This window comes from Amycolatopsis coloradensis, from assembly GCF_037997115.1.
In the GTDB taxonomy this organism is placed as follows: Bacteria; Actinomycetota; Actinomycetes; order Mycobacteriales; family Pseudonocardiaceae; genus Amycolatopsis; species Amycolatopsis coloradensis_A.
Genome location: NZ_CP150484.1, coordinates 2,398,935 through 2,423,725 on the forward strand (window position 1 = coordinate 2,398,935; position 24,791 = coordinate 2,423,725).

Here is a 24,791-nt window from a genome sequence, read left to right on the forward strand (position 1 = left end):
GGGATTCGCTCCCGAACGGCCCGCTTCGGTTCAGGGGGATTTCTCGCCGATCACCGGCGGCACCGGCTTCGTTTCGCCTTCGTAGCCGCCGAACAACACGTCGGCGTCCTCCTCCTGCAGGTAGTTCGGGGCCTTCTTCTCCTTGTCCTCCTCCTTCTGCCCCCTGCCGCCCGGAGCGCCACCGGCACCCATCGCGCCCGGACCGCCACTCTTGCCCGCGGCGGCCGCACCACCCCGCGTGATCCGCTCCTCCGGCAGCTTGCCCGCCCCGGACCCGCCGCCCTTGCCCGCGAGCTTCTCGGCCTCACCGGCCGAAACCTTGCCGCCCGCGAGCCGCTCGGCGACGTTGCCCGAGCCGCCGTTGCGCCCGAACCCGCCGCCTCCGCCACTGGTCAACCGGTTCGCCGCACTGCCGCCCGGCCCGCTCGTCGTCCGGCCGGGCTTGCCGCGATACTGCTCGCTGCCCAACCGGCCGAGACCGCTGGGACCGGGCGTGTTCAGCGCCGCCAACCCCGGCGTCGGCCCAGGCCGGAACGTCCCCGGCTGCCCGCCGGACGGCTGACCCGGCGCCGGCACCCCGGTGTGCCCGCCACCCGTGGTGATCCCAGGCGCCGGCGCGTTCGGGCCACCCGTTCCGGGCATCCCCGGCCCAGGACCACTGTTGGGACCGGGCCCGCCGCTGAAGGCCCTGGCTTCCGTACCCCCGGAGAACCCGGACGCCGTCGTCGACTCGCCCATTTCCGGCGGCGGGGCGAAGGTGGGCTGCTTGGAGTTGACGTCGAAGAGTGACTGGTCGTAGGTGTGCATCACCTGCGCGGCCTGCTGGTGCGCCTGGAACGACTGCTCCTGCTTGGCCGAAATGTTGCCGACCGTGTCCACCGCGCCCGCGAGGTTCCCCGTCGCGAGCTGGTTGAGGGCGTTCTTGTACTCGGCGTTGCGGTCGAAAGGGACCTCTTCGGGCATGGAGTTCTTCGCGGTGGTGGCCGCGGCGGCGGACTGGGAGAACCGGTTGGACGCGAGATACGCGCCGTCGCCCGCGGTGTCGGCCCATTTGCTGATGTTGGAGAAGAAATCGGTGACCGACTTGGCGCCGTCGCCCTGCCAGTGCTCGCCCTCTTTGCCGATCGCTTCGCGGACGGCGTTGCTGAAGGTGTTCAGGGAGTTGCCCTGGTTGTTCCAGAGTTCGCCCTTCTCGTCGATGTCCCGCGGATCGAGGTCCTGCGTGACCATGTTCTTCAGGTCGCCATGCGGGACCGCTTCATAGCGCTGGTCCGACGGATTGAGGCCGGCGCGGAACTGCTGACCTTGCGCCAGCGCCGCGGCCTGGTCGGCCGAATACTGCCCCGCCTTCGCTTCTGCCGTCAGCCTCGCCGTAAGGGAGTTGCCGCCCGGACCCGCGTTGACCTCGTCGTACGTTTCGGAGTACCGCTTGGCCTCGTACGTCCGGCCGGTGTTGCCCATCGCCGAGAACTTGCTGTCGAAGTCGTCTTGGCCGACGTTGACCATGGTCCCTCCCGTTCCGTAGTCAGTTGCCTCTGGGCAGTTTCGGTTCGGCGGCTTCTGCGATCTCGCGGGAGAGTGCGCAGGCTTCCTCGTTGGTTCCCTTGTTCAAGGATGTCGAGGCTGTCATCCGGGCATTAGGGGTGACGGCGATCGCCACCGTGCAGGCTTGTGTGCCCGCATCGCCAGGAATCTCCACGGCTTCACGTTCGCCGACCTTCGTTGGAATCTTGGTTCCCTGCCCGGGGGACAGCTGATCGATTCCTGCCTCGGGAACAAGATAGAGGGGCACAGCGCCGAATCCATGCTTCCGTGTGCCGCACCTGTTGTCGCTCTCGTAGGTTTCCTCGGCAGTTGGGTCGAACCCCTTGGCTGTGGTCGTCGGCTCCAGCAAGTCGCAGGCCTTGAGGTTCCTGAACACATCGGCTGGCTGAGTGCAGGACTTGATTGCCGCAGCCTGAGGCACGGCACGCCCCGGAAGCTCGGACGAACAAGCACTGGTCACAACCGCGAGTACCGCGATCGGAGCGACCAGAGAACCGGAGCGCGAACGAAGGGTCATCAGCCCACCCTGGGAAGTTTGGGCTCAGCGGCGACGGCAAGTTCTCTGGCGAGTGCGCAGGCTTCTTCGTTCGTGCCCTCGTTGAGGGACGTCGATGCCGTCATCCGGGCAGTGGGTGTGACAGCGATCGCGACGGTGCAAGCCTCGGTGCCAGAGTCACCTGGAATTTCGACGGCTTCACGGCCACCGACCTTGGTCGGGATCTTGGTTCCTTGGCCAGGTGACAGTTGGTCGATGCCCGCCTCGGGAACGAGATAAATGCTCACGGATGCGTATCGACGTTTCTGAGCGGCACAGCCGTTGTCGCTCTCGGCTGTCTCCACAACTGGTGGATCGAAGCCTTTTGGTGTCGTGGTCGGCTCGAGAAGGTCGCAGGCCTTCAGGTCGCCGAATACATTCTCGGACCCATTTCCATGCGAAGACGAGGGAGAGGTAATCGGGCTCGTAGCCGGGGTGGCGTTGCCGGGCTTTTCTGATGAACAAGCGGTGATAGTGAAAGCAAGAGCGGGAATCAGTACGGCGAGAAACCGGAACCTTGATTTGGTGGTCATCGGTGATCTGTCAGTCCTGTCGCAGGGATCTTCAGCTGGTCCGCGTTGTCCGAATCTCGTTGGTGGTATCGAGCCTTGGCCAGATCGATGGCTTCCTTGGCGCGGTTGAGCACGTTCTGCAGAGCGTCTAGTTGCTTCTTGGCCGACAGTTCGTCACCGTCTGCTACCAGCGAGGCGTGATGGCCAACCTGCTGGGCGAACGGGCCAGTGCCGAGTTTGGGTTTCTCGGCAAGTCGGTTGAAGTGTCGTTGGTTGTTCGTCCAGTCGTCGATGTAGTCATCGATGGCGGTCTTCAGGGCTTCCCCGGCCTCTTCGCTGACCTTGAACCGCCCCTCCTTCGCCGCCGTCACCATCCGGTCGGCCTGCGCCGAGAAGTCGCCCAGAATGTCCGAGAAGTTGCCCGGCGGTCCGCCGGCACCTTCAGTCATGGTCTCTCCCCTGTACCAAGTCCCGGTTACTCATAGCGCTCGTCAGATCACGATATCAGCGGAAACGGTCCCGAAGCCCGCCTTCCGGCGAGGATCACGCGCTGCCGACGCGGGCGGCTTCGACCAGGTCGTGGACCCATCGTGCCAGGTGAGAGCCGCTCGTCGGGGTGAACGTGCGGCGGACTTCGCCGTCGGGGAAGCGGTCGGTGGCGAGCATGAAGCGGCCCTGGACGCTGTCGAACCACTGGACGCTTTTCTGCTGCGGTTTGCCCCTGTCGTCGCGCAGGGTGACGCTGACCGTGCCCAGTCGCACGAGGGGGTGCTCGAAGAACCGTCCGGCGGCGCCCAGGCGGAGATTGTCCGGGTCCTCGTCGAACGGGTCGTCCGGTCGTTTGGACGGGGGAAGCGTGCTGGACGTCATCACCCGTCCGGGGAACGGCTGCAGTGACGGCAGATAGCCGAGGAGGGTGGCGACGACCTGTTCGGGGTAGACCGGCTCGAAGAGGATGTCGAATCCGCGTTGCTGGCTCACGACACCCAGCCGACTGTTCCACGCACCCCGATAGAGGTATTCGGCGTCCTGCTCGACCTCGTGCGCCTCCATGGTGAGGACGAAGTCGCCGGTGGCCCAGAGCCGGAGGGTCTGGTCGTAGTCGCGCAGGAGTTCACCGCCGCGGGCGAAGCCGCGGTCGGCCAGCCCGGCCCAGATCTCTTCGCAGTGCCGTTCGCGTTCGGAGAGGGTGGTCCCGACGGTCGGGATCTCGAAGGGCAGCACGAATCTGCCGAGTCCGAGATCTTCGAGTACGACGTCGAGCTGGGCCATCGACATCGAAAATGACGCAGGCACCGGTCCCTCCCCCTCATCACCTGCTGAATCGGTTCTCCACCGCACCGTAGCGGGTTCGACCCGGCGCGGGCACGACCTGCCTGCTGACCACTAGGATCAGGGGTGACGCTGTCGCGGGGATTTCGGGAGGTACCAGTGTCGGAAGAGCCGCGCCGTCCTCGGCACGCAGCGCCGGACGACGCCACGCCGGACCGTGAGGGGGAGTCCGCCTCCTGGACGCCGCCGGCGCCGGTTCGCTGGGAAACGCCCGAACCGTCCATTTCCGGCAGGCTCGATCTCTCCGAGCCGCCGCGGCCCAAGCCGGAGAACGACGCCGAGCGCACGGCCATCAACGCGCCAGTCCAGCGCCCGCAGACTCCGCCGCGCGGCCAGCAGCGGCCGATCCCCGGCGCCGATGACCCGACGCGCCCGCCGGGCGACATGGCCCCGGTGAGCCCGAGGACCCAGGTCGTCCGTCCTGACTGGCAGGCACCCGCCGACGCGCCGCAGCCGACCAGCGTGCTCGCCTCTCCGGCACCGGAGACGCAGAGCATCATGCCGCCGACGCCGCGCGTCGACAACGGACCCGGACCGCTGCCGGACCCGGGCACGGAAAGCGTCCTCCCGGAACGCTCCAGCGAAAGCCGCGGAACAGGCACCGGGACCGGATCGGGCAGCCGGGGCACCGGCACCGGCACCGGCACCGGCACGGGTTCGTTCCCCGGCACCGCGCGCCGGACGTCGTCGCGCACGTCGCGTCGTGGCCGTCTCGGCGCCGGGCTCGTCGACGTCCCGCAGGTGCCGTACCGCGACCCGGCGTCCGCGGTCCTCGAGAACCCGATGGTGTCGGAGGAGAAGCGCTTCTGCGGTAGTTGCAGCGCCAAGGTCGGCCGCGGCAAGGACGGCAAACCCGGTTCGCCCGAGGGCAAGTGCGAGAAGTGCGGGAACCCGTTCTCCTTCGTCCCGAAGCTGCGGCCGAACGAGATCGTCGGCGGCCAGTACGAGGTCCTCGGCGCGCTCGCGTACGGCGGCCTCGGCTGGATCTATCTCGCGCAGGACCACAACGTCAGCGACCGCTGGGTGGTGCTCAAGGGTTTGATCGACACCGGCGACGCCACCGCGATGGCGGCCGCCGCCAACGAGCAGCGGTTCCTCGCCGAGGTCGAACACCCGAACATCGTCAAGATCCACAACTTCGTGCAGCATCCGGACGGCGACACCGGCAACTCGGTCGGCTACATCGTCATGGAGTATGTCGGCGGCCAGTCGCTGCGGCAGCTCGCGCTCGCGCACCACCGCGAGACCAAGCGCCCGGAGCCGCTGCCGATCGGCCAGGTGATCGCCTACGGGCTCGAGATCCTGCCCGCCATGGGCTACCTGCACGGCCAGAACCTGCTGTACTGCGACCTCAAGCCCGACAACGTCATCCAGACGCACGAACAGCTCAAGCTGATCGACCTCGGCGCGGTCCGCCGCGTCGACGACTACGAGAGCCCGCTGTTCTTCACCACCGGCTACAGCGCGCCCGAGCTGGCGACGCACGGCGCTTCGGTGGCGTCGGACCTGTACACGGTCGGCCGCACGCTCGCCGTCCTCAGCTTCGAATTCTCCGGCTACACCACCAAGTACAAGACCACCCTGCCCGGCCCGGACGTCGTCCCGTTGTTCGCGCTCTTCGGTTCGTACTACCGGTTCCTGAAGCGCGCGACGCATACGGACCCGGATCGCCGGTTCATCGCGGCCGAGGAGATGGCCGACCAGCTGACCGGTGTGCTCCGCGAGATCATGGCGCTGGGAACCGGGAAGGCGCGCCCCGGCGCTTCGACCGTGTTCGGCCCGGAGACCCGCACGTTCGGCGTGGACATGGTGGTCCCGGAGCACGGCGGGAGCGTGCCGTTGCCGGATCCCGGCGAGGTGGTCGCTGGTCTGCCGATCCCGCAGGTCGACACGGACGACCCGGCGGCAGGCGTGCTCGCGTCGACGGTGGCGCTCGACCCCAAGGGCGCGATCGAGTCGCTGGCCGGCGCGCCGCGCGAGTCGATCGAGGTCCGGCTGCGCATCGTCCGCGCCCGGATCGAGCTGGGTGAGCTCGTCGAGGCGCAGCGGCAGCTGCAGGCAGCGCAGTACCTCGCGATCAAGGCCGGTTTCCCGCACGACTGGCGGATCGACTGGTACCGCGGGCTGATCGAGCTCGCGGGCGGCCGGTCCCGTGTCGCGCACGTCGCGTTCGAAGCGGTGTACGACGACCTGCCCGGCGAGATCGCGCCGAAGCTGGCCTTGGCCGTCAGCGCGGAGGGAGTCGGGGACTACTTCGGCGCCGCGCGCTACTACGAGCTGGTGTGGCGAACGGACCGGTCCTACGTCAGCGCCGCCTTCGGCCTCGCTCGCGTGTACCTCGCGCAGGGAGCCAGGGCGAGCGCGATCGAGGTGCTCGAAGCCGTTCCCGCGTCTTCGACGCACTATGTCGCCGCGCAGGTGGCCGCGATCAAGATCAAGACCAGGATCAACGGCGGCGGCAAGGACCCGGTGATGGTGTCCGAGCGGGATCTCGTCGATGCCTCGACCAGGCTGGAGCGTCTGCAGCTCGACGCCGAACGTCGCACACGTTTGTCGGCGGAGGTCCTCGAAGCGGCGTACGGCTGGCTCAACTCGCAGAACCGGCCGACGCCGGGGGCGAAGGTGCTGGGCTGCGACCTGGACGAACGGGACCTGCGGTTCGGGCTCGAGCGCTGCTACCGGACGCTGGCGCGGTTGGCAGGCTCGGTCGACCAGCGGGTCGAACTCGTCGACAAGGCGAACGCGATCCGGCCTCGTACCCTCACCTAGCACGCATTCAGAGGACGAAACGCTCAGGGGTTGATGTCCCACTCGCGTTCGCGTTTGGCCTTCTCGTGCGCGGCGGCGAGCTTCTGCAGCGCCTCGGGATCCCCGTGGGTGCTGAAGTGCTCGAACTCGACCCGCACGAACAGCGCCCGCGCGCGCACCGCGACAGGGCCGTCTTCGGCGTCGAGCCGTCCGTCGGCGCTCACGTAGATCTTCCGGCCGGCCACGCCGTCCAGTTTCGTGGCGATGTACAGGGTCGAGCCGACCGGGACCGGCCGGAGGAAATCCGTCTCCAGCTTCCCGGTGACGGCGGGGCGGCGCAGTAGGTTGCCGACGGTCGCGCCGAGCGCCTCGTCGAAGGCGCAGGCGAGGAGACCGCCATGCGCGAGGCCGGGCGCACCCTGGTGGGCGGAGGTGACGGTGAACTTGGAGTACACCGTCGTCCCTTCGCCCACCGTCGAATGCAGGTGGAGCCCGGCCTCGATCTCGTCGCCGCACCCGAAACACTCACCGAAGTGGATGCCGAGGTGGCTGCCCGGCTGCGGGGCTTTCGAGTGAACGGTCGCCGGTTCGACTTCGACCGGCGGCCACGGCTGCGAGATACGGCTCATGGAAAGACGTTAACTCGCCGGTAGCTCCGAGGCGCCGCCGGGAGTGGCCGGTTCCGGTTTCCGGCGCCGGATGATCCGCGAACTCACGATGCGACGCAGCGACACCCCGGCCGTTTCCGGCAGCAGCAGGATCGGAATGGCCGCGATCGCCGCCGAGCCCATCAGGTAGTACGCGGGCCATAGGGTGTCGCCGGTCGAGTTCACCAGGCTGCCGATGACGTACGACGCCGTGCCACCGAACGCCGCGGTCGAGACGCTGTACCCGATGGAGAAACCGCCGTAGCGCTCCTGCGTCGGGAACATCGCCGGCAGCGTCGCCGCCAGCACGGCCAGTATCAGCACCAGCGGCACCGCGATCATCAGCACGCCGAGGGTGAGCTGCCAGCCGTTCTGGTCGTCCGCGGCCGCGCCCATCAACGAGAACGCCGGGATGGGCAACACCAGGAAGCTGGCGCAACTCGCGATCAGGATGGGTTTTCGCCCGATGCGGTCGGACAGCATGCCGATCGGCACGATCAGGACCAGCATCAGCGCGATGGTCGCCAGGATGATCAGCAGCGGCGCGTGCCCGCTGAAGCCGACCACGTCCTTGAGATACGTCTCCAGGTACGTGATCACGATGTAGTCGGCGACGTTCAGCATCACCACGATGCCGATCAGGTGCAGGATCGACGTCCAGTGCTTCTTGAGCAGTGCCTTCAGCGGCGACTTCTCGACCTGGTTCTTCTTCTCGATCTCCTGGAACAGCGGAGTGTCCTCCAGCTTGTTCCGCAGGTAGAGACCGACGATGCCGAGCGGGCCCGCGATCAGGAACGGCAATCGCCAGCCCCATTCGCGCATGGCCTCGTCGCCGAGGACGACGGTGAAGATCGTGACGAAGCCGGCGCCCATCGCGAACCCGACGAGCGTGCCGAACTCCAGCCAGCTGCCCCAGAAACCCCGGCGCCGGGCGGGCGCGTACTCCGCGATGAACGTCGCCGCGCCGCCGTACTCACCGCCCGCCGAGAAGCCTTGGATGGTGCGCAACAGGATCAGCAGGACCGCCGCGGCCGGGCCGATCGTCGCGTAGGACGGCAACAAGCCGATGATGAACGTCGACCCGGACATCAGGATGATCGTCAGCGCGAGCACCTTCTGGCGCCCGATCTTGTCCCCCAGCGGGCCGAACACGAAGCTGCCGAACGGCCGCACGATGAAGGTGATCGCCAGGACCGCGAAGGTCGCCAGCGCACCCTCGGAAGTGCTCGAAGCGTTGAAGAAGACCTGCCCCAGGATGGCGGGCATGAAGCCGAAAACACCGAAGTCGTACCACTCGATGCAGTTACCCATCGCCGCTCCGGCGACGGCCTTTCTGATCTGCTCAGGTGGGGCCTCCGCCGGTTCCCCTTTTTCCTGATGTGACGCGCTCAGCGCCTCTTCGGCCATGGGTTTGACCTCCCGACCCACCCGTTTACTTACCCATCGTCGAGGGTTTGTTCCCTCGACCGTAGGTGTTCAAACGTCCTGGTTCAGCGCTTTGGATCGGTCGATCGGGCGCCGTTCCCCCGAATCGGTGACGAAGCACCAGGTGAAGCCAATGTCGGAGAATTTCCGATTACTTTGGGTCACACTTCGGGAATCGGACGTTCCGGGTGGAAGGTCAGTGGGTCGTGACCGCCGTCGGTGGCTCGCTCGGCTCCTTCGTCGGCGAAGAAGCGCGAGGCGGAGCGGGCGTCGTCGTACGTCCAGGCTGGACAGTCCTCGGTGTCGAGCGCGTCTGCTCGGTCTTCGGGGCCGTCGCGGGCGGAGGCGGCTTCTCGGGAGAGACTTCCGGACGGGGAGTCGTCTCGGAAGGCGCAGGCGAGACCGGTGCCGGGGCGATGGTCGACAGGCCCGGCCCCGCGGGCCGCACCGGCGCGGAACCCTCGCCGCCGCGACCGCCGACGGCGATCGCGCCGACCACGATCACCGCGACCGTCGCCAGCGAACTCCCCGCCACCGCCAGCCGTTTGCGTCGTCGCCGGATCCGGCCACCCCGCTCGATGATGTCCGCCGCCCGGATACCCAGCGGGGGACCGCTCGCCCCGTGCGAAAGCACGCCTTTGATGTCCTCGTCCATCTCCTCACCTCCCATCGTCGTGCGCTCCGCTCAAGGCCAGTTCGCTGAAATGCGGTCCGAGCCGCTTGCGCAGGGTCGCCAGACCCCGCGCGGCCTGGCTCTTCACGTTGCCGGTGCTGCAGCCCAGCGCCGCGGCCGTCTCTTCGACGCCGAGATCTTCGAAGTAGCGCAGCACCAGTACGGCCCGTTGCTTCGGGGCGATGCCGGACAGGGCATGCCTGACCAGCATCTCCTGTTCCGTGCCCCCTGCCTCGCTCGGGACGTCGGGAAGGGCGTCTGTGAGCTTCTCCCGTTTGCGCCACACGCGCCGGTGCTCGGAGAGGAACGTCCGCAGCACGATCTTGCGCGCGTAGCCGTCGAGCGCGTCGTGCCGGGAGAGCCTCGGCCAAGCCAGGTACAGCTTCAGCAGCGCGGCCTGGGTGATGTCCTCGGCCTGGTGCCAGTCGCCGCACAAGAGGTACGCGGTGGCACGCAGGCTGTGCGCGCGCTCGTCGAAGTACCGGGCGAACTCGCCGTCCCACGGCGAGCCCGTCCCGGTCTTCGACGAGCGGCTCAACGACACCTAGTTACCGGCTCCTTCGACGATGGCGGGGAGGTGCAGATCCCCGGTCGGCCCGGCGGGAACGGCCTTGGGCACGCGGTGCTCACCCGGCTTCACGACGGCGGCGCCGGTTTTCGCCGGGGTCGGCGCCGGCGGGGCGGTGGTCGCGCGGGTCGGTTCGCCCGGTGCCGCGGTGGGCGCCTTGGTCGGCGGCTGGGGCGCCTGAGTGGTCGTCGGCGACGGGGCGCTCTGATCGGCCGACGCCAGCGACGTGGTCGCGAAGGCGGCGCCGCCCGCCAGCAGCAGCGCGCCGAGGGAAAGAGCGATACGAGTACGCAAGAGTGTCTCCTCGATCCGGGCGCCGCTCATTGGCCGCGGCGCCTTACGTCGTTAGACATGCGTCCCGCCCCGCCACCGGTTGCATCGAGTTTTCGGAAATCTCCCGAGACGTCTCCCCAAGGGCGCTCCGCGCCCGACGGAGACTTCACCCGTGCGCCCTCTTTCGGGCCGAAGGCCCACAGGAACCTTTTGCGGGGCGCCCTTCGCGAAGACGTGAGCCTGATCGCGGTGTCGCGCCCCTCGAAAGGTTCCAGTCAGCGCGCGGCAACAAACACGAACGGCCGGAGACCGCGAAGGTCTCCGGCCGCCCGGTTCCATGGAAGTACTTCAGCTCGCGAGAGCGGACAGCTTGGTCCACTCGTCCCAGGAGTAGGTCCAGTCGCTGTAGTCGCGCGCCCGGTTGATCTTCACCGTGCTGCCCTCGATCTCGACGGGGTCGCCGACCAGGGCGCCATCCATGTACGCCTTCGCGTTCGCCGGCGCCAGGTTCACGCACCCGTGCGAGATGTTCTTCTTGCCCTGCGCCCAGATCGAGGGCGCGTAGCCGTGGATGAACTCGCCGTTGGTCGAGAACCGCACCGCGGACGGCACGACGATGTTCTCGTAGTTGTAGCGCTCGTTGGTCATCGAGTACGTGTCGTGCTTGGACATCACCACGTGCGTGCCGCTCGGCGTGACGCGGCCCGGGTCGGCGTCGAGGCCGTAGCTGGCCGGGTAGTCCGCGATCTGCTGCCCGTCACGGACCACCACGAGCCGGTGGGTCTGGGTGTTGCCCTTGACGATCTGCGAGCGGCCGATCGTGAAGCTCGCCGAGCGGTCTTCCTTGCCGTACACGCCTTCGCCGATCTTGACGCCGTAGATCTTGGCGTTGAACTTCACCGTGGTGCCGGGCTGCCAGTAGGCCTTCGGCCGCCAGTGCACCGAGGTGTCGTCGTGGACCCAGGCCCAGGACCCCTCGGTCTTCGGCGTGGTCTCGACCGAGAGCGCCTTCTCGACCGACGCCTTGTCGGTGACCTTGCTCGGGAACGTCAGCGTGATCGGCATGGCGACGCCGTACGTCTGCCCGTCGAAGACGTTGATGTTCGCGCCCACCTGCTTGCGCGGCTTGACGGTGGTGAAGTTCCCGCCGATCTCGACGGGCTTGCCGTCGGTGCCGGTGGCCTTGCCGGACCACGTGTAGGCCTTGCCGTAGCCGAGCTGTTCGGTGGTGGACCAGCTCTTCTTGTCCTCGGACGGCTGACCCGCGACCTGCTTGCCGTCCGGATTGGTCAGCACGACCTGGTCGAGCGTCCCGTCGGCGACGCTGACCTTGATGGGCTGCCCCGGTGCGACGTCCTGCGCGCCCGCCGCGGGCTCGTACGTCAGTTTGGCGGGCGCGGGCGCCTTCCCGCCGGTGTCACTGCTGACCGGCCCGCCGCCGTCCGGCCCGCTGGCCGACACGGTCGGCTCGCTGCTGCACGCCCCCAGCGTCAGAACGGCCACCAACCCCAGTGCCGCGAACGCCGCCCGGCGGCGCGCGGTTTCCGTGAACCTCAAAGCTTCCCCTTTGCTCCCCTGTACACCGACCATGACGTCCGGACCGCCCTTTGAGTTGATCCCACTGAGAGTGATGCGAGTCACAATCGGGTGGATCGTAGTTCACGATCGGGGCATGGCCGACTTCGGTCCGTGTCCGGCGATGATCTGAGGTCGGCGTGCGGCGAAAGGGTAGCGAGGGGGTCCGACAGAAGCCGGATCCGCGTACGACGTTCCGGTGACCTTGGTACTTGGGGGCGCCCAGAGTCCGATCACGGGCTTCAAATATGGCCAGATCCCGGTACGCTGCCATCAGGCCGTCGTTTTGCGTGTTCGTGGCTTCACACTCGCGGAACTTCTGACGCGAGCCATGAGCCGGTGACGCGCTCTTCGCTCGACTCGTTGGAACCGCCCGGGACGGTCTGGGTGTCGCTTCGGAGGCACTCGAAGCGGATGTGCAACGAGGAGTACAGCGGTGGCGCAAGGCACTGTGAAGTGGTTCAACGCGGAGAAGGGCTTCGGCTTCATCGCGCAGGATGGCGGCGAGGGCGACGTCTTCGTTCACTACTCGGAGATCGAGGGTCGCGGGTTCCGCACGCTCGAGGAGAACCAGCGAGTGGAGTTCGAGGTCGGTCAGGGCCAGAAGGGCCCGCAGGCCCAGAAGGTCCGCGCGATCTGAGTCCGCCCTTCAGGCGTTGCTCAGACTGATCAGAAAAGCCCCCGGCGATCGCCGGGGGCTTTTCTCTTGCCTTGAAGCTTCTTCTGTTGTGCTGTTCCGTTCCGGGTGACCGGGGTCAGCGGGGGACGGGCTGCTCCCACGCGTTGGCGTCGAAGCGGAATTCGTCGGTGTGAGCTTCCTCGTGGCGGCGCTGCTGGGCCGAGTTGGCCTGCGATTCCCACGAGAGGCGCTCGAGGATCCATTCCTGCGCCAGCGCCTGCGGCGACAGGTTGCGCTCGGCGGCGGCGTCCTTGAGCTGTTCGCAGGCGATGAGGTTCATGCGCAGCTGGAACACCTGCGCTTCACCGAAGCGCTTGCCGGTGCCGGTGCTTTCCGGGTCGTTCTCAGGGGCGAGGGCACGAAGGTAGCTGGTGAGCTCCGTGTCTTCGACGACCGCTTCGGCCTCCTTGGAGGCGGAGTTGCGGTGACGACCGGGGTTGACCGGCTTCAGGTTCGTGCGGCTGCCGCTACGACGGCTCAAGGAAGGAAGGGGCACCGGGCCACGATAACGGTTCGGTCTCGGCAAACCAACCACAGTGAGCCACGACACACCGAATTCTTTGTCTCGAATGGCCCAACCCCGACAGGAAACCCTTTTCCCGTGATCACAACCCGCAACCGGAAGAGGAAAAACCAACGGGACCGGACCTGGGCTGCCAACTTCCGCCGCAAGGAACCCGGGGCCTGGGGGGTGGCCCCCAGAACACGGAGCGACCCCCGCGCCAGGGGGAGGAACGCGGGGGTCGGAGGGGATCTCCACAGGCGCTGACCGGGGGTGTGTCAGCAAATCGATTGTTGCACGGTTTGCTGAGAAGGGCGAGTGGGCGCGGGCAGAATTCCGGGCAGTGCGCCACCTGTGATTCGCCTGGGGTTCATGTGGCGCGGACGTACGCGTGATCGCTCTGCGTTGTGCGGAGCGTGGCGACAGGTTCACTCTCCGGGGGGCTGTGTGTCGCGGCCGGCTCTGGCTAGCCTCGCGGCCAAGCTGTTCGTTGGCCGTCTGGAGGAACCATGGGTGGGTCTGTGGAAGTTCGACAGTTCCTCCTTCGGTACGAAGGTGCCGATGGGGGAAGCTCGACGACGTTGGCCGGTGGTCTGCCGGCGCAGCGCACGGGTCAGGGGGACGCGCAGCGCGTGTCCGACGACCAGGTGCGCCGTGCCCGGCTGGCGGTGGCCAACGGCGCGTTGGGTGTCGATGACTGTGTCCAGTTGCTGGACATGCTGGGGTTGACGCTGGACGAGGACGGGCAGGCGCCCGTTCAGCGCTGAGTTCGTTCACGGGATCCGGCCGCGCGGGGGTGTGCCGTCACCCATCGCGGCGATCACGCGCCGTGCCCAGGCGACGTNATTAGACAACAGCGTTGATTTAATGGGTGCCATGAGCGATGACACCCTGGCCGTCCTGACCGCGCGGGGGTGTGCCGCGCGGCCGGGCTTCGTTTCAGGTCCGGACGGCGGCTCGGGCCTGATATCCTGAACTCACCGCGTTCTCGCAGGTCCCAGCCCTGTGAACAACTAAGGGACCCCCTGTGCGGAAGCGGAAACCGGGGTGTCCTATAGTTATGTTCGCTCCCGGGGACACCGGAGAGCGCGGGTCGGTCGGTTCGCCGAAACCGAACCGGGCTCCCATCGTCCAGCGGCCTAGGACTCCGCCCTTTCAAGGCGGCAACGCGGGTTCGAATCCCGTTGGGAGTACGCAGTACAGTTACAAAGCAGTATGCAAGGCCCTGTGGCGCAGTTGGTTAGCGCGTCGCCCTGTCACGGCGAAGGTCGCGGGTTCGAGTCCCGTCAGGGTCGCAAGATCGTTCGGCTCCTTGCCGGCGTTCCCGGCCAGGTAGCTCAGTTGGTACGAGCGTCCGCCTGAAAAGCGGAAGGTCGCCGGTTCGACCCCGGCCCTGGCCACCGCTCAACGAACCGCCTCGATGCACATCGAGGCGGTTTTTTCCTGTCTGGGGCCGGGTCGACGGCATCGCGCGGTGGCGTCCGATGTCGCAGGAGCATCGGGCGCCACCGCGCGGTGCGGGCTTGGCGTTCTACTTACCGGTCTGCTGCTTGACCCAGTCGCCGAACGCGGTCACGTCGGTGTAGATGCCCGGCATCTCCGGGCAGCTCGCGGTCTGACCGCGGCTGGTGGCGCCGACCAGCGTCCACTTGTCACCCGACTTCACGACGGCAGGGCCGCCCGAGTCGCCGTAGCAGGCGCTCGCCTTGCCGCCCTGGTTGTCCATGCACAGCTCGGTCTGCGCGTCGTAGGCTCCGGAGCCGGAGCACCCGGAGTCTTCGGCGATCTTGGTGTCGAGCTGCTGGAGCACCACAGGGGCGGAACCGCAGCCGCGCGTGGGGCAGGTCAGCCCCCAGCCGATCTCCCGCACGTCGGTACCCGCCGCCGGGGACTGGCCGATCTCGATCGGCGCAGCCTCCGCCGGCTTGGTCAGGTGCACGAGGGCGATGTCGTACGGGCCCGACCCGTCGTACTTCTCGTGGACCACGAACTTGTCCACCTCGGCGACCTCGCCGCCCTTGGTGTGGTCGGTGGTGTTGATGCGGTACTGCCAGTTGGCGGGCTGCTCACCCTCGACGCAGTGCGCGGCGGTCACCAGCCACTCCGGTGAGATCAGGGACGCGCCGCAGTTGTGGTCACCGCTCTTGGTCTGCATGGACGCCATGAAGCTGTAGGTCTCGGTCGCGTCCACACCGCCCACGATCAGCGGCTGAACGCCCGAGGGCGGTTCGGCGGCGGAAGCCGGCATCGCCAACCCGAGCACGGCGGCCGCTCCGGTCAGCAGACCGGCGACGAGGGTACGAGTCCTCATCTGCTTTCTCCTTCCACACCGGTGTGTTTCACCGGCTCACTCCGGAAGGGTGGCCAATCGTCACTCGTCCGTGAACTGACGAAAGTCGGGGGCCGTTGCCAGTTACCAGTTGGGGTAACGGTTTCCCGCCTCCAAGATCGACCTTGACCTCAAGTAAGGTCGAGGTGTCAAGCTCACGACATGACACTCGCACCTGAGCAGGTCGACGAATGGACCGTCGACACCCTCGACCTCGACGCGTACCTCGGCCGGATCGGCCAGGACCGCGCGAAGCCCTCCGCCGCCGCGCTGCGCGAGCTGGCAAAGGCGCATATCCTGGCCATCCCGTTCGAGAACGTCGACGTCGTTTTGGGGCAGCACAAGGGAATCGCGCTCGAAGACGTGATCGGCAAACTCGTCCACCGCCATCGTGGCGGCTACTGCTACGAGCACGGAAGCCTGTTCGCGGCGGCCGCGGAGCAGCTCGGTTACCCCGTACGCCGCCTGGTCGCGCGGGTGCAGCCGCAGAAGAACGGGCCGTACACGCATATGACGCTCGTGGTCGAGGCGGACGGCGTCCCGCATCTGGTCGACGTCGGATTCGGCGCCGGGATGCTGGTGCCGATGCCGCTGGCCGACGGCGCCGTGGTGGATCAGGCGGGCTGGCCGCACCGGCTCGTCGCCGACGGCGACTGGTGGCGCCTGCAGAAAAAGGAGGGCGACGACTGGACCGACTTGCACGCCTTCACGCTCACGCCGATGCACCGGATCGACTACGAGGTCTACCACCACTACACGTCGACGCATCCGCGATCGCCGTTCACCGGGCAGCTGGTGGTCATGCGGCTGGAGGAAGGACTGAGCCGCAAACTGGTCGGTGAGGAGTTCATCGTCGAACGCGCTGACGGGACCAAGGAGACCACCACGGTCCCGCCCGAGCGGCTCGACGCGACACTGCGCGAGCTGGACGTCGTCCTCACCGAGGACGAGCTCGCGAAACTGCTGACGATCTATCCGGGCTGAGCTCAGAGTTCGAATTCGGCGCGTTTGTCCTCGGGGACGAGGTCCTCGTACTCACGGTGCTTCGCGATGAACGAGCGCACGTACGGGCAGTAGGGCAGGACGGACCTGCCCTGCGACCGGACGTCGTCGAGCGCCGCGGTCACGAGCTTGCCGGCGAGGCCCTGTCCCGCGAAGTCGTCCGAGATCTCGGTGTGCAGGAACAGGATCGCATCCGGGCGGGTGCGGGTTTCCAGGAACCCGGCGATCTTCCCGTCCACGACGATGTCGTAGCGGTCTTCTCCGGCTTTGATCTCGACACTCATCCCACGGCTCCGAAAAGTTCGTCCGGCGGCGCGGGGCGACCGAGATGGAAGCCCTGCGCCTGGTCACAGCGCAGCTCACGCAGGATCGTGAGCTGCTCTTCGTCTTCGACACCTTCGGCGACGACGATCAGGTCGACGGCGTGCGCCATCGCGATGATGCTCTTGACGATCGCCGCCGCGTCGCGCGATTCCGCGATACCGGTGACGAAGGTGCGGTCGATCTTGAGCGTATCCAAGGGGAGCCGTTGCAGCTGGGCGAGCGACGAGTAGCCGGTGCCGAAGTCGTCGATCGCCAGTGAGACACCGAGATCGCGCAACGACATCAGGACTTCGGCGGCCGCGGCCTGGTCTCGCATCAGCGCGCTCTCGGTGACCTCCAGGGTCAGCGCGTGCGGCGGGAGCCCGGTGGTCTTCAGCGCGTCCTGCACCCCGGCGACCAGATGCGGGTCGTCCAGCTGGCGGGCCGAGAGGTTCACCTTGAGGTTGAGGTCGATGCCGAGTTGCTCGCGCCGTCTGGCGATCTCGCGGGTGGTGGTGCGCAGGACGTACTTGCCGATCAGGTTGATCAGGTCGCTTTCCTCGGCCAGCGGGATGAACTCGGCGGGCGAGATCGTGCCGTGCGCCGGATGTTTCCAGCGCAGCAACGCCTCCACGGCGACCATCTCGCCGGATTCGATGTCCACGACCGGCTGGTACGCCGTCCAGAGTTCCTCGTTCTGCAACGCGTCGCGCAGGTCCTGTTCCATCCGGAGCCGACGCTGCATCCGCTCGCGCAGCTCGACGTCGAAGAACTCGTAGCGCGCCCGGCCGAGCGTTTTCGCTTGGTACATCGCGACATCCGCGTCGCGCAGGAGATCTTCGGCGGTCCGGGTGTCGTCGTTGGCGGCGGTGACGATGCCGATGCTGGCGTCGATGTGCAGCTGCCTGCCGTTGACGGTGATCGGTTCGGTCAGCGCTTCGCGCAGATGCTCGGCCAGCGCCTTGATCTCGTGCGGCTCGGTGATCTCCGCGGTCACGACGACGAATTCGTCGCCGCCGAGCCTGCCGACGAGATCGTTCTCTCCGATCCCCCGGCGCAGCCGTTCGCCCGCGATGCGGAGCACCTTGTCCCCGACCGAATGCCCGAGGGAATCGTTGATCACCTTGAACTTGTCGAGATCGATGAACAGCAGTGTGGTCAGCTCGGCGCGGCCCGCGCCGGACAGCGCCTCGGCGAGGCTGTCGAGCACCAGCGTCCGGTTCGCGAGTTCGGTGAGCGGGTCGTGCGTCGCCTCGTGGGCGAGCCGTTCGCCGATGGCGCGGCGTTCGGTGATGTCGGTGAACGAGGCGACCACCGCCTGGGCCGACGGGTCTTCCGGCGGCAGCAGCCGCGAGGTCAGCGAGATCCAGACGTCGTCGCCGGCGGGCCTGCGCAGCCGCAGCACGAGACCGGTCAGCGTGACCCCGGTGCGCCGGGTGATCACCGACGGCATCCGGGCGGGCGGGATCCGGCCCTGTTCGTCGTACAGTTCCAGCGTCACGCACGGGACGCCGATGAGGTCGTCGTGGTCGACGCCGATGATCCGGCACGCCGCCGGGTTGGCCGATTCGATGAGGCCGCCGGGGCCGATCACGACCACGCCTTCGTCGAGGGACGCGACCACCGTGCTGTAGTGCTGTTCGGCGCGCCGCCGGGCCGTTTCGTCGGCGCAGACCAGGACGAACCCGTCGTTCATCTCCGCGGCCGAGATGCGGATGGCCAAGGTCGAACCGTTGCGATGGCGGTGGGTCGTCTGCATGACGCCGCCCCTCCGCAGCACCGTTTCCGGATCCAGCTCGGCGCCGACGAGATCGCTGACCGTGCCGCCGATCGCTTCTCCGGCCGTCCAGCCGTAGACGTTCTCGGCGGCGGGGTTCCAGCTGGTCACCACGCCGGTGCCGCTGGTCGCGATGATCGCGTCGCTGACGTGGCTGATCAGCGCGGCCTGGTAGCGCAGGGTCGCTTCGGCGGCCTTCTGCGCGCTGATGTCGCGCATGATGACCTGGAACGCGGGCCTGCCCTCCCAGGTCGTGCGCACCGAAATGCTCTGGACCAGGTACTTCGTGCCGTCGAGGCGGAGCATGACGGTGTCGGCGGGGTCGGTCGACGCGCCTTGGCGGTGGAGCGACGCGATCCTGTCCAGCAGGGCCGGGAGCGACTCGTCGGCGACGAAGTCCATGATCGGCCGCCCGATCAGCTCGGCGGTCGAAGACGCTCCGAGCGCGGTGACGGCCGCCCGGTTGACGTATGTGACAACGCCGGCTTCGTGGACACAGACCGCGTCGGGGCTGAGTTCCACCAAAAGCCGGTAACGGTCAGTGAGATCTTCGAGGGCTTGCCGGTTCTCGCGGACGTCGGTCACGTCGGTGGCGATGCCGAGCAGGCCCGTCGAGCCGTTGTCGTCACCGATGGTGCGCGCACGCAGCCGGGCCCAGCGGACCTCGCCCGCCGGGTTCCGGAACGACTGCTCGAGTTCGAACTCGCGCCACGGCGGGGAAGTGCGGGTGCCGGAGGTCAGCGGGGCCACCAGATCGGCGAGCCTGGACTCTATCTCGGCTTCGGTGAGGACGCCTCCACCCAGCAGGTTCTCGAGTCCTGGCAGCCAGGACAGGGTCTCGTGCTCGAAGTCGTACGACCAGATGGCGGCGTGGTCGCCCGCGAGGCCGAGATCGCCGACCGGCCCGTTTCCGAGCGGGGCGCCTGCCGGGCGACCGGAATTACCGGCTCCGGGCACGGCGAGGGCGTCAGCCTCCATGATCCGTCCGAACCCCCTCTTCCGGTGCTGGCACCGTCGATTACACCACCCGCGGGGGGCGCTGTATACGCGAACCGAAGGTCCGTCACCGCCGATATGAGCGGAAGCGGATGAATACACGCTGTGTGACTGGCCTACGCTGACGTGTTCCATCGGGTGAATAATTTTTGGTTAACTTCACCCATTCGGCGGTGAGTTGCGGTAAAACTACTCTTCGCTCGTTCCCGGTGCGAAAGGTTTCAGCTGGTGGATGACGACGATGTTTCGGTCGCCGACCTGCTTATTCGCGAGGGCTGGGACGACCACGAGGAGTCACGGGCAAAGTCACGCTGGAGAGTTATCGCGGTGGTGATCGCCGTGGTCGTCGCCTGCGGCGCGGCCGCTGTTCTCGTCGGGTTCGATTCGGACCCCGAACCGAATGCGGCGCCGAACCAGATGAGCGTCATCGAGATGCCGAAGCGGCCTTCGGAAAACGGGGGAGCGGGCGCGACGTCGGCGGTCCCGTCCACCGAGACGGTCGAAACCGGCGTCGGGGAAGTTTCGTCGCGCCCCAGCCGGACGACGTCCAGCCGCCGCACGTCGAGTTCGGCCGCGTCGACGTCCGACTCCCCGGATCCCACCACGCCGACGTCATCGAACGGGCCCGCCGATCCGCCGAGGACGACCGGGTCCACCGTCGTTCCGCAGCCGCCCAACCCGACCCCGCCGCCGCCCTCGACGACGCCGACCGAAGAGTGCAACCTGTGGCCGAAGTGGCTGTTCTGCTAGGGCGCTTGCAGTAAATCCGGCTCCCGGCGTTTGCCGAGGTGGTTGAACAACAGGTTGAGGGTGAAGGCGACGATCGCGGCGACCGTGATCGGGCTGCCGCAGATGGTCTGAAGCCACGCCGGGAAGTGCTGGAAGAAGATCGAGTTCCCGAACCGGTTCGTGGCGAACGCGGGCAGCAGCCCGACCCCGACCGACACCGCGACGATGAAAGTGTTGTGGTTGCCGGAGAACTCCACCTTCTTCAGGTTCTGCACGCCGACCGCGGCGACCATCGCGAACATGACCACCGCGACCGCGCCGATCACCGGCTCCGGTACGGCCGCGACGAAGGCGCCGACCTTCGGCACCAGGCCCATCAGCACGAGCAGGCCACCCGCCATCGCGACCACCCACCGGCTGCGCACCCCGGTCATCTGCACGAGGCCGACGTTCTGCGCGAAAGCGGTGTCCGGGAACGAGTTCATCGCGCCGCCGAGGATGGCCGAAAGGCCGTCGGTGGCGAGTCCGCGCGCGAGGTCGGAGTCGGTCGCCGGCCGTCCGGTGATCTCGCCGACGGCGACGAGGTCCGCGGTGGATTCGGTGTAGGTCACCAGCATCACGACGCACATCGAGAGCACGGCCGCGATCGGGAAGGTCGGCGGGCCGAAGTGGAACGGTGACGCGAGGCCGAACCAGCCGGCGTCGGCGATGCCCTTGAAGCTCACCAGGCCCATCGGGATGGCCGCGACCAGGCCGATCAGCAGCGCCAGCAGGGGGCCGATCTGGCTCGCGAACCCGCGCAGGACCCGGGTGAACAGAACGATCACCGCGATCACGCCGAACGCGAGCGCGATGTTGGCGGGCTTCGCGTAGTCCGGTGAACCGGTGTCGTGTCCGGCGATCAGGCCGACGCCCGGGCCGATGAGCGAAATGCCGATGACCAGGAGCAGAGTGCCCGAGACGAGCGGCGGGAAGAACCGGATCATCTTCGCGAACGGTTTCGCGATGAGCAGGCCGAAGACACCCGACGCGATCATCGCGCCGTAGACGGCTTGCATGCCGTACTGGGACGCGATCATGATCATCGGGTTGACCACGGTGAACGTCGCGCCCGCCACCACCGGCAACCGGATGCCGAAGATCTTCCCGATCCCGACCGCCTGTATCAGCGTCGCGATGCCCGCGACCAGCAGATCCGCGTTGACCAGCAACGCGATCGTCGCCGCGTCCAGGTTCAGCGCGCTGCCCACGACGAGCGGGACGGCCACCGAGCCCGCGTACATGATCGTCATGTGCTGCAGGCCGAGCAAGGTCAGCTTCGGCAGCGGCGGGCGGGCGTCGACCGGGTGGACCTCGGGCCTGCTCATGGAGCCCCCTTCTCACGTGCGGGAACAAGCAGTGGACTCGCCGGGCATGACCGTAGCGCGTCCGCCGCGTGAGGATCATGTTGCGAAGGGGCGGTGTTGAATGGACATCGGGTACAACGGAAGGAGCGCCTATGGAGACCGTCCTCGTCGTAGGGGCCGGGCAGAGCGGGTTCGGAGTGGCGACCTCGCTGCGGGACAAGGGGTTCGACGGCCGGGTGGTGCTGATCGGTGACGAACCCGGTCTGCCGTACCAGCGGCCTCCGCTTTCGAAGGGGTACCTCGCCGGGACCGCGGGCGACGCCCAGCTGCGTTTGCGGCCCGAGGACTTCTTCGCGGAGAAGGACATCGAGCTGATCCCCGGTCGTGTCGCTTCGGTGGATCGCGACGACTCGCAGGTGGTACTCGAGGACGGGAGCGCCCATGAGTACGACCATCTCGTCCTCGCGACGGGCGCGGACAACCGTGTCCTGCCGGTTGCCGGTTCCACTTTGGACGGTGTGTTCACCCTGCGCACCAAGGACGACGCCGATGTGTTGCGTGCCGCGCTGCAAAGCGCGGAGAACGTGGTGGTGGTCGGAGGCGGGTTCATCGGGCTGGAATTCGCCGCGCACGCCGGACGGCCCGTGACGATCGTGGAGGCGCAGGACAGGCTGCTGGCCCGTGTCGCGACTCCCGAGGTCTCGGCGTACTTCGCGGCTCTGCACGAAGGGGCCGGGCACACCATCCTGCTCGGCACGGGGGTCGCCGCGTTGCACGGTGACGGCCGGGTGGCCGAGGTGGAACTGAGCGACGGCAGCCGTCTGCTCGCCGACCTGGTGCTGGTCGGGGTCGGGGTGGTGCCGCGGACACGGCTGGCCGAAGAGGCGGGGCTCGCCGTGGCGAACGGTGTCGTCGTCGACGAGCACCTGCGCACGAGCGACCCGAAGATCTCGGCGGTGGGGGACTGCGCGAACTTCCCGTGTGTCCAGGCGGGGACGGCGACCCGGCTGGAGTCGGTGCAGAACGCCGTCGACCAGGCGCGGGCCGTCGCGGCCGTCATCGTCGGCGAACCCGCGCCCTACGAGAGCCTGCCGTGGTTCTGGACCGACCAGCTCGGCGCGAAACTGCAGATCGCCGGGCTGTTGACCGGCGCGGACAAGACCGTCGTGACCGGGGATCGGGAGGGCGGGAAGTTCTCGGTGCTGTCGTTCCGCGACGGCGTGCTCGTCGGGGTCGAGTCGGTGAACCGGCCGCCGGACCACATCGCCGCGCGCCGCCTGTTCGCCGCGGATCCGGAACCACGGTTCGAGACGCTGGAGGCTCATGGCTTCGATCTCAAGGCCACTTTGCCGTCAACCCGAGGTTGACGATCGTTGGCCGTCAACCTAAAGTTGACGGCATGACGAATCCAGTCCGGCTCGACGACCTCATCTCCCATATCAAGCAGCAGCATCCCGACGGAGACGTGCTCGGCCAGTTGTCCGACGCGGTCTTCCTCGGCGAGCACCTCGGCGAAGTGGCCGACCATCTGATCGGTCACTTCGTCGACCAGGCACGACGTTCAGGCGCGTCCTGGACCGAAATCGGCAAGAACATGGGCGTGTCCAAACAGGCCGCCCAGAAGCGCTTCGTCGATTCCAGTGGCTCTTCGCTGGAAGACCTGGTGAAGGTGTTCAGCCGCTACACCGATCGCGCGCGGCACGTCGTCGTCGCGTCACGGGACGCGGCGGTCTCGGCGAAGAGCCCGCAGATCGAGCCCGTGCATCTGGTTCTCGGTCTGCTCTCGGAACCGGCCGCGCTCGCCGCCGGGGCGATCGTGGCACAGAACGTGACTCTCGAGGCCGTCCGTGAGGCCGCGGAGGCCAGGCTGCCGGAACCCGCCGACGAACCGGCGGAGGCGGCGAAGATGGCGTTCGGCGCGCAGGCCAAGAAGGCGCTGGAACTGACCATGCGGGAGTCGCTGCGGCTCGGGCACAACTACATCGGCACCGAGCACATCCTGCTGGCTCTGTTCGAACTCGGCGACGACCTGCTGACCGGGCTCGGGCTCACGAAGGAGAAGACCGAGGCGGTGATTTCGCGGGCGCTGGCGGAGATCGTCGCGGCGCGCGGGGCGGGCTGAAAGCGCCCTTCCCCGCATGTCGCGCGGTGAAGGACGCTTTCGTCTCATGTGATGCGGGGAAAGTCCCCTTCAGCGCCTATCCACAACACCCCGGTTATCCACAGGGGCGGGAATCGGGTCTGGGCGGACGTCGTGGCCGGCCTCACGATCGAAGGATGAAAAAAGGATCATGGGGCGAAGACCCCGAACTCCTGATGGAGAACAGCGACCACGGTGTCATCCGCGCGATGCGCCTTCAAGAATTGGGGGTCTCGTCGACCACGACGTACCGAAGATGCGGGCCCAACGGCCCATGGACGAGACTCTTGCCGGGTATCGTCCTTTTGTTCAACGCACCACCTTCCCGTGACCAGCAGATCGCCGCGGCGATGCTGTACGGCGGCGAGTCCGCTCTGCTCACCGGTGGTGAAGCCTGCCGGATCCATGGCCTGCGTAATGTGCCCGACACTGGCGATGAGGTCCACCTTCTCGTGCCACACGAGCGGAAGCTGCACAATTACGGCTTCGTGGTGGTCGAGCGGACCCAACGGATGCCTCGCGTGATCACCCGAAATGGGCGGCCGCTGGCAGAAGTCACTCGCGCGACCCTCGACGTCTGTCGCAGGCAGACGGAAGTCAGGCCAGTCCGGGCCCTGATGAGCGAAGTGGTTCAGCGGAGATTCACCTCCGTCGAGCGGTTGTCCCACGAACTGGCGCACGGCAGCCAGCGGGGCAGCGCTGTGCCCAGGCTTGTGCTCGCGGAGCTGGCTTCCGGCCAGGAGTCGATCGCCGAGATCGATGCCCGGCGAGTCTGGCAGAGATCCGGCCTGCCGGAACCGGTGTGGAACAAGAAGCTGCACGACGAGGCGGGCAGGTTCGTCGCGAAACCGGACGCCTGGTTCGACGATGTCGGGCTGGCATGGGAGGTCGACTCGCTCTCGTTCCATCTCCAGGTCGTGGACGGGTTCGACCGCACCCTGGCGAGAAACGGGCGATACGCGGCTGCGGGCGTGCTGGTTCTCCAGACCTTGCCGTCGCGTCTGCGGACCGAGCCGGACAAGGTGGCCGCGGAGTTGCGAGCCGCTCATGCCGCGGCCGCAGCTCGGGCTCGACCGAATGTGCGGATCGCTAGTTGACGAAGGGGCCCTTCACCGCATGCCATGCGGTGAAGCCCAGGTCGGCGGCGAGGGCGCG

General features: G+C 67.5%; 24 protein-coding genes and 3 tRNA genes. 11 read left to right on the forward strand and 16 right to left on the reverse strand.

The window, feature by feature from the left end; all coding sequences use genetic code 11:
* Positions 1-30: 30 nt before the first annotated feature.
* The 5 genes from LCL61_RS11275 to LCL61_RS11295 all read right to left on the reverse strand — a co-directional run bounded on the left by LCL61_RS11275 (position 31) and on the right by LCL61_RS11295 (position 3,888).
* Complete coding sequence (locus tag LCL61_RS11275) at positions 31-1,506, reverse strand: hypothetical protein (protein ID WP_340686784.1); 1,476 nt, start codon at positions 1,504-1,506, stop codon at positions 31-33.
* A gap of 19 nt (positions 1,507-1,525) precedes the next feature.
* A complete protein-coding gene (locus LCL61_RS11280) occupies positions 1,526-2,062 on the reverse strand; it encodes a hypothetical protein (protein WP_340686785.1) in 537 nt (178 codons plus the stop codon).
* The gene (locus LCL61_RS11285) at positions 2,062-2,613 is read right to left on the reverse strand and encodes a DUF3558 family protein (protein ID WP_340686786.1); all 552 of its coding nucleotides are present in this window, start codon (positions 2,611-2,613) and stop codon (positions 2,062-2,064) included. Before LCL61_RS11285 ends, LCL61_RS11280 begins: the two co-directional genes overlap by 1 nt.
* Positions 2,610-3,041, reverse strand: a complete 432-nt coding sequence (locus LCL61_RS11290) for a hypothetical protein (protein WP_340686787.1) — start codon at positions 3,039-3,041, stop codon at positions 2,610-2,612. The genes LCL61_RS11285 and LCL61_RS11290 overlap by 4 nt, the downstream gene beginning before the upstream one ends.
* Before the next feature lie 94 nt (positions 3,042-3,135).
* Positions 3,136-3,888, reverse strand: a complete 753-nt coding sequence (locus LCL61_RS11295) for an ESX secretion-associated protein EspG (protein ID WP_340686788.1) — start codon at positions 3,886-3,888, stop codon at positions 3,136-3,138.
* 135 nt (positions 3,889-4,023) lie between these two features.
* On the opposite strand from LCL61_RS11295, the gene LCL61_RS11300 reads away from it, so the two are divergent.
* Positions 4,024-6,693 (forward strand): tetratricopeptide repeat protein, encoded by a 2,670-nt coding sequence (locus LCL61_RS11300; protein WP_340686789.1) that lies wholly within the window; start codon positions 4,024-4,026, stop codon positions 6,691-6,693.
* Between the two features lie 23 nt (positions 6,694-6,716).
* Here the strand turns inward: LCL61_RS11300 and LCL61_RS11305 are convergent, their stop codons facing one another.
* The 6 genes from LCL61_RS11305 to LCL61_RS11330 all read right to left on the reverse strand — a co-directional run bounded on the left by LCL61_RS11305 (position 6,717) and on the right by LCL61_RS11330 (position 11,848).
* Entirely contained in the window at positions 6,717-7,301 is a 585-nt protein-coding gene (locus tag LCL61_RS11305) for a PaaI family thioesterase (RefSeq protein ID WP_340686790.1), read from the reverse strand.
* A 9-nt stretch (positions 7,302-7,310) separates the two neighbouring features.
* Positions 7,311-8,726 carry an MFS transporter gene (locus LCL61_RS11310; RefSeq protein WP_340686791.1) on the reverse strand — a complete coding sequence of 472 codons (1,416 nt, stop codon included), beginning with the start codon at positions 8,724-8,726 and terminating at the stop codon, positions 7,311-7,313.
* 214 nt (positions 8,727-8,940) lie between these two features.
* Complete coding sequence (locus LCL61_RS11315) at positions 8,941-9,399, reverse strand: hypothetical protein (RefSeq protein WP_340686792.1); 459 nt, start codon at positions 9,397-9,399, stop codon at positions 8,941-8,943.
* A gap of 4 nt (positions 9,400-9,403) precedes the next feature.
* A complete protein-coding gene (locus LCL61_RS11320) occupies positions 9,404-9,961 on the reverse strand; it encodes a SigE family RNA polymerase sigma factor (RefSeq protein WP_340686793.1) in 558 nt (185 codons plus the stop codon).
* Positions 9,962-10,309 (reverse strand): hypothetical protein, encoded by a 348-nt coding sequence (locus tag LCL61_RS11325; protein WP_340686794.1) that lies wholly within the window; start codon positions 10,307-10,309, stop codon positions 9,962-9,964.
* Positions 10,310-10,606: 297 nt separating this feature from the next.
* Positions 10,607-11,848, reverse strand: coding sequence for a L,D-transpeptidase (locus LCL61_RS11330; protein ID WP_340686795.1), 1,242 nt, complete (start codon positions 11,846-11,848; stop codon positions 10,607-10,609).
* Positions 11,849-12,269: 421 nt separating this feature from the next.
* Between LCL61_RS11330 and LCL61_RS11335 the strand changes: the two genes are divergently transcribed.
* Positions 12,270-12,473: a cold-shock protein gene (locus LCL61_RS11335; RefSeq protein ID WP_003097368.1), complete on the forward strand. Its 204-nt coding sequence runs from the start codon at positions 12,270-12,272 to the stop codon at positions 12,471-12,473.
* Between the two features lie 115 nt (positions 12,474-12,588).
* On the opposite strand, the gene LCL61_RS11340 is transcribed toward LCL61_RS11335, so the two are convergent.
* On the reverse strand, positions 12,589-13,008 hold the full coding sequence (locus LCL61_RS11340; protein WP_034310430.1) for a hypothetical protein: 420 nt from the start codon (positions 13,006-13,008) through the stop codon (positions 12,589-12,591).
* 515 nt (positions 13,009-13,523) lie between these two features.
* Between LCL61_RS11340 and LCL61_RS11345 the strand changes: the two genes are divergently transcribed.
* The 4 genes from LCL61_RS11345 (at position 13,524) to LCL61_RS11360 (ending at position 14,414) form a co-directional block, all read left to right on the forward strand.
* Entirely contained in the window at positions 13,524-13,781 is a 258-nt protein-coding gene (locus tag LCL61_RS11345; protein WP_020633070.1) for a hypothetical protein, read from the forward strand.
* Positions 13,782-14,134: 353 nt separating this feature from the next.
* Positions 14,135-14,207 (forward strand) — tRNA-Glu (locus LCL61_RS11350).
* 28 nt (positions 14,208-14,235) lie between these two features.
* Positions 14,236-14,309: transfer RNA gene (locus LCL61_RS11355), tRNA-Asp, on the forward strand.
* 31 nt (positions 14,310-14,340) lie between these two features.
* Positions 14,341-14,414: transfer RNA gene (locus tag LCL61_RS11360), tRNA-Phe, on the forward strand.
* 131 nt (positions 14,415-14,545) lie between these two features.
* Here LCL61_RS11360 and LCL61_RS11365 read toward each other — a convergent pair.
* A complete protein-coding gene (locus LCL61_RS11365) occupies positions 14,546-15,325 on the reverse strand; it encodes a serine protease (protein WP_340686796.1) in 780 nt (259 codons plus the stop codon).
* 180 nt (positions 15,326-15,505) lie between these two features.
* Here LCL61_RS11365 and LCL61_RS11370 point away from each other — a divergent pair, with 180 nt between their 5' ends.
* Positions 15,506-16,327, forward strand: a complete 822-nt coding sequence (locus LCL61_RS11370; protein WP_340686797.1) for an arylamine N-acetyltransferase family protein — start codon at positions 15,506-15,508, stop codon at positions 16,325-16,327.
* Between the two features lie 2 nt (positions 16,328-16,329).
* Here LCL61_RS11370 and LCL61_RS11375 read toward each other — a convergent pair whose 3' ends face one another.
* Positions 16,330-16,629 (reverse strand): GNAT family N-acetyltransferase, encoded by a 300-nt coding sequence (locus LCL61_RS11375; protein ID WP_340686798.1) that lies wholly within the window; start codon positions 16,627-16,629, stop codon positions 16,330-16,332.
* A complete protein-coding gene (locus tag LCL61_RS11380) occupies positions 16,626-19,403 on the reverse strand; it encodes an EAL domain-containing protein (protein WP_340686799.1) in 2,778 nt (925 codons plus the stop codon). The genes LCL61_RS11375 and LCL61_RS11380 overlap by 4 nt, the downstream gene beginning before the upstream one ends.
* Positions 19,404-19,649: 246 nt before the next feature.
* Between LCL61_RS11380 and LCL61_RS11385 the strand changes: the two genes are divergently transcribed.
* The gene (locus LCL61_RS11385) at positions 19,650-20,171 is read left to right on the forward strand and encodes a serine/threonine protein kinase (RefSeq protein ID WP_340686800.1); all 522 of its coding nucleotides are present in this window, start codon (positions 19,650-19,652) and stop codon (positions 20,169-20,171) included.
* On the opposite strand, the gene LCL61_RS11390 is transcribed toward LCL61_RS11385, so the two are convergent.
* The gene (locus LCL61_RS11390; RefSeq protein ID WP_340686801.1) at positions 20,168-21,517 is read right to left on the reverse strand and encodes a nucleobase:cation symporter-2 family protein; all 1,350 of its coding nucleotides are present in this window, start codon (positions 21,515-21,517) and stop codon (positions 20,168-20,170) included. The genes LCL61_RS11385 and LCL61_RS11390 overlap by 4 nt on opposite strands.
* A 131-nt stretch (positions 21,518-21,648) precedes the next feature.
* Between LCL61_RS11390 and LCL61_RS11395 the strand changes: the two genes are divergently transcribed.
* From LCL61_RS11395 to LCL61_RS11405, 3 genes are all read left to right on the forward strand, one after another.
* Positions 21,649-22,863, forward strand: coding sequence for an NAD(P)/FAD-dependent oxidoreductase (locus tag LCL61_RS11395; protein WP_340686802.1), 1,215 nt, complete (start codon positions 21,649-21,651; stop codon positions 22,861-22,863).
* A 32-nt stretch (positions 22,864-22,895) separates the two neighbouring features.
* Positions 22,896-23,618 (forward strand): Clp protease N-terminal domain-containing protein, encoded by a 723-nt coding sequence (locus LCL61_RS11400; RefSeq protein WP_340686803.1) that lies wholly within the window; start codon positions 22,896-22,898, stop codon positions 23,616-23,618.
* A 155-nt stretch (positions 23,619-23,773) separates the two neighbouring features.
* Positions 23,774-24,733, forward strand: a complete 960-nt coding sequence (locus LCL61_RS11405) for a hypothetical protein (RefSeq protein WP_340686804.1) — start codon at positions 23,774-23,776, stop codon at positions 24,731-24,733.
* Positions 24,734-24,791 lie beyond the last annotated feature (58 nt).

Excerpts from the sequence above, each read along its gene's own strand:
- LCL61_RS11315 (WP_340686792.1), bottom strand. The coding sequence starts at position 9,399 with ATGGACGAGGACATCAAAGGCGTGCTTTCGCACGGGGCGAGCGGTCCC.
- LCL61_RS11365 (WP_340686796.1), bottom strand. The coding sequence starts at position 15,325 with ATGAGGACTCGTACCCTCGTCGCCGGTCTGCTGACCGGAGCGGCCGCC.
- LCL61_RS11375 (WP_340686798.1), bottom strand. The coding sequence starts at position 16,629 with ATGAGTGTCGAGATCAAAGCCGGAGAAGACCGCTACGACATCGTCGTG.
- LCL61_RS11280 (WP_340686785.1), bottom strand. The coding sequence starts at position 2,062 with ATGACCCTTCGTTCGCGCTCCGGTTCTCTGGTCGCTCCGATCGCGGTA.
- LCL61_RS11400 (WP_340686803.1), top strand. The coding sequence starts at position 22,896 with ATGACGAATCCAGTCCGGCTCGACGACCTCATCTCCCATATCAAGCAG.
- LCL61_RS11380 (WP_340686799.1), bottom strand. The coding sequence starts at position 19,403 with ATGGAGGCTGACGCCCTCGCCGTGCCCGGAGCCGGTAATTCCGGTCGC.
- LCL61_RS11310 (WP_340686791.1), bottom strand. The coding sequence starts at position 8,726 with ATGGCCGAAGAGGCGCTGAGCGCGTCACATCAGGAAAAAGGGGAACCG.
- LCL61_RS11370 (WP_340686797.1), top strand. The coding sequence starts at position 15,506 with ATGACACTCGCACCTGAGCAGGTCGACGAATGGACCGTCGACACCCTC.
- LCL61_RS11290 (WP_340686787.1), bottom strand. The coding sequence starts at position 3,041 with ATGACTGAAGGTGCCGGCGGACCGCCGGGCAACTTCTCGGACATTCTG.
- LCL61_RS11285 (WP_340686786.1), bottom strand. The coding sequence starts at position 2,613 with ATGACCACCAAATCAAGGTTCCGGTTTCTCGCCGTACTGATTCCCGCT.
- LCL61_RS11405 (WP_340686804.1), top strand. The coding sequence starts at position 23,774 with ATGAAAAAAGGATCATGGGGCGAAGACCCCGAACTCCTGATGGAGAAC.
- LCL61_RS11305 (WP_340686790.1), bottom strand. The coding sequence starts at position 7,301 with ATGAGCCGTATCTCGCAGCCGTGGCCGCCGGTCGAAGTCGAACCGGCG.
- LCL61_RS11330 (WP_340686795.1), bottom strand. The coding sequence starts at position 11,848 with ATGGTCGGTGTACAGGGGAGCAAAGGGGAAGCTTTGAGGTTCACGGAA.
- LCL61_RS11325 (WP_340686794.1), bottom strand. The coding sequence starts at position 10,309 with ATGAGCGGCGCCCGGATCGAGGAGACACTCTTGCGTACTCGTATCGCT.
- LCL61_RS11390 (WP_340686801.1), bottom strand. The coding sequence starts at position 21,517 with ATGAGCAGGCCCGAGGTCCACCCGGTCGACGCCCGCCCGCCGCTGCCG.
- LCL61_RS11395 (WP_340686802.1), top strand. The coding sequence starts at position 21,649 with ATGGAGACCGTCCTCGTCGTAGGGGCCGGGCAGAGCGGGTTCGGAGTG.
- LCL61_RS11345 (WP_020633070.1), top strand. The coding sequence starts at position 13,524 with ATGGGTGGGTCTGTGGAAGTTCGACAGTTCCTCCTTCGGTACGAAGGT.
- LCL61_RS11275 (WP_340686784.1), bottom strand. The coding sequence starts at position 1,506 with ATGGTCAACGTCGGCCAAGACGACTTCGACAGCAAGTTCTCGGCGATG.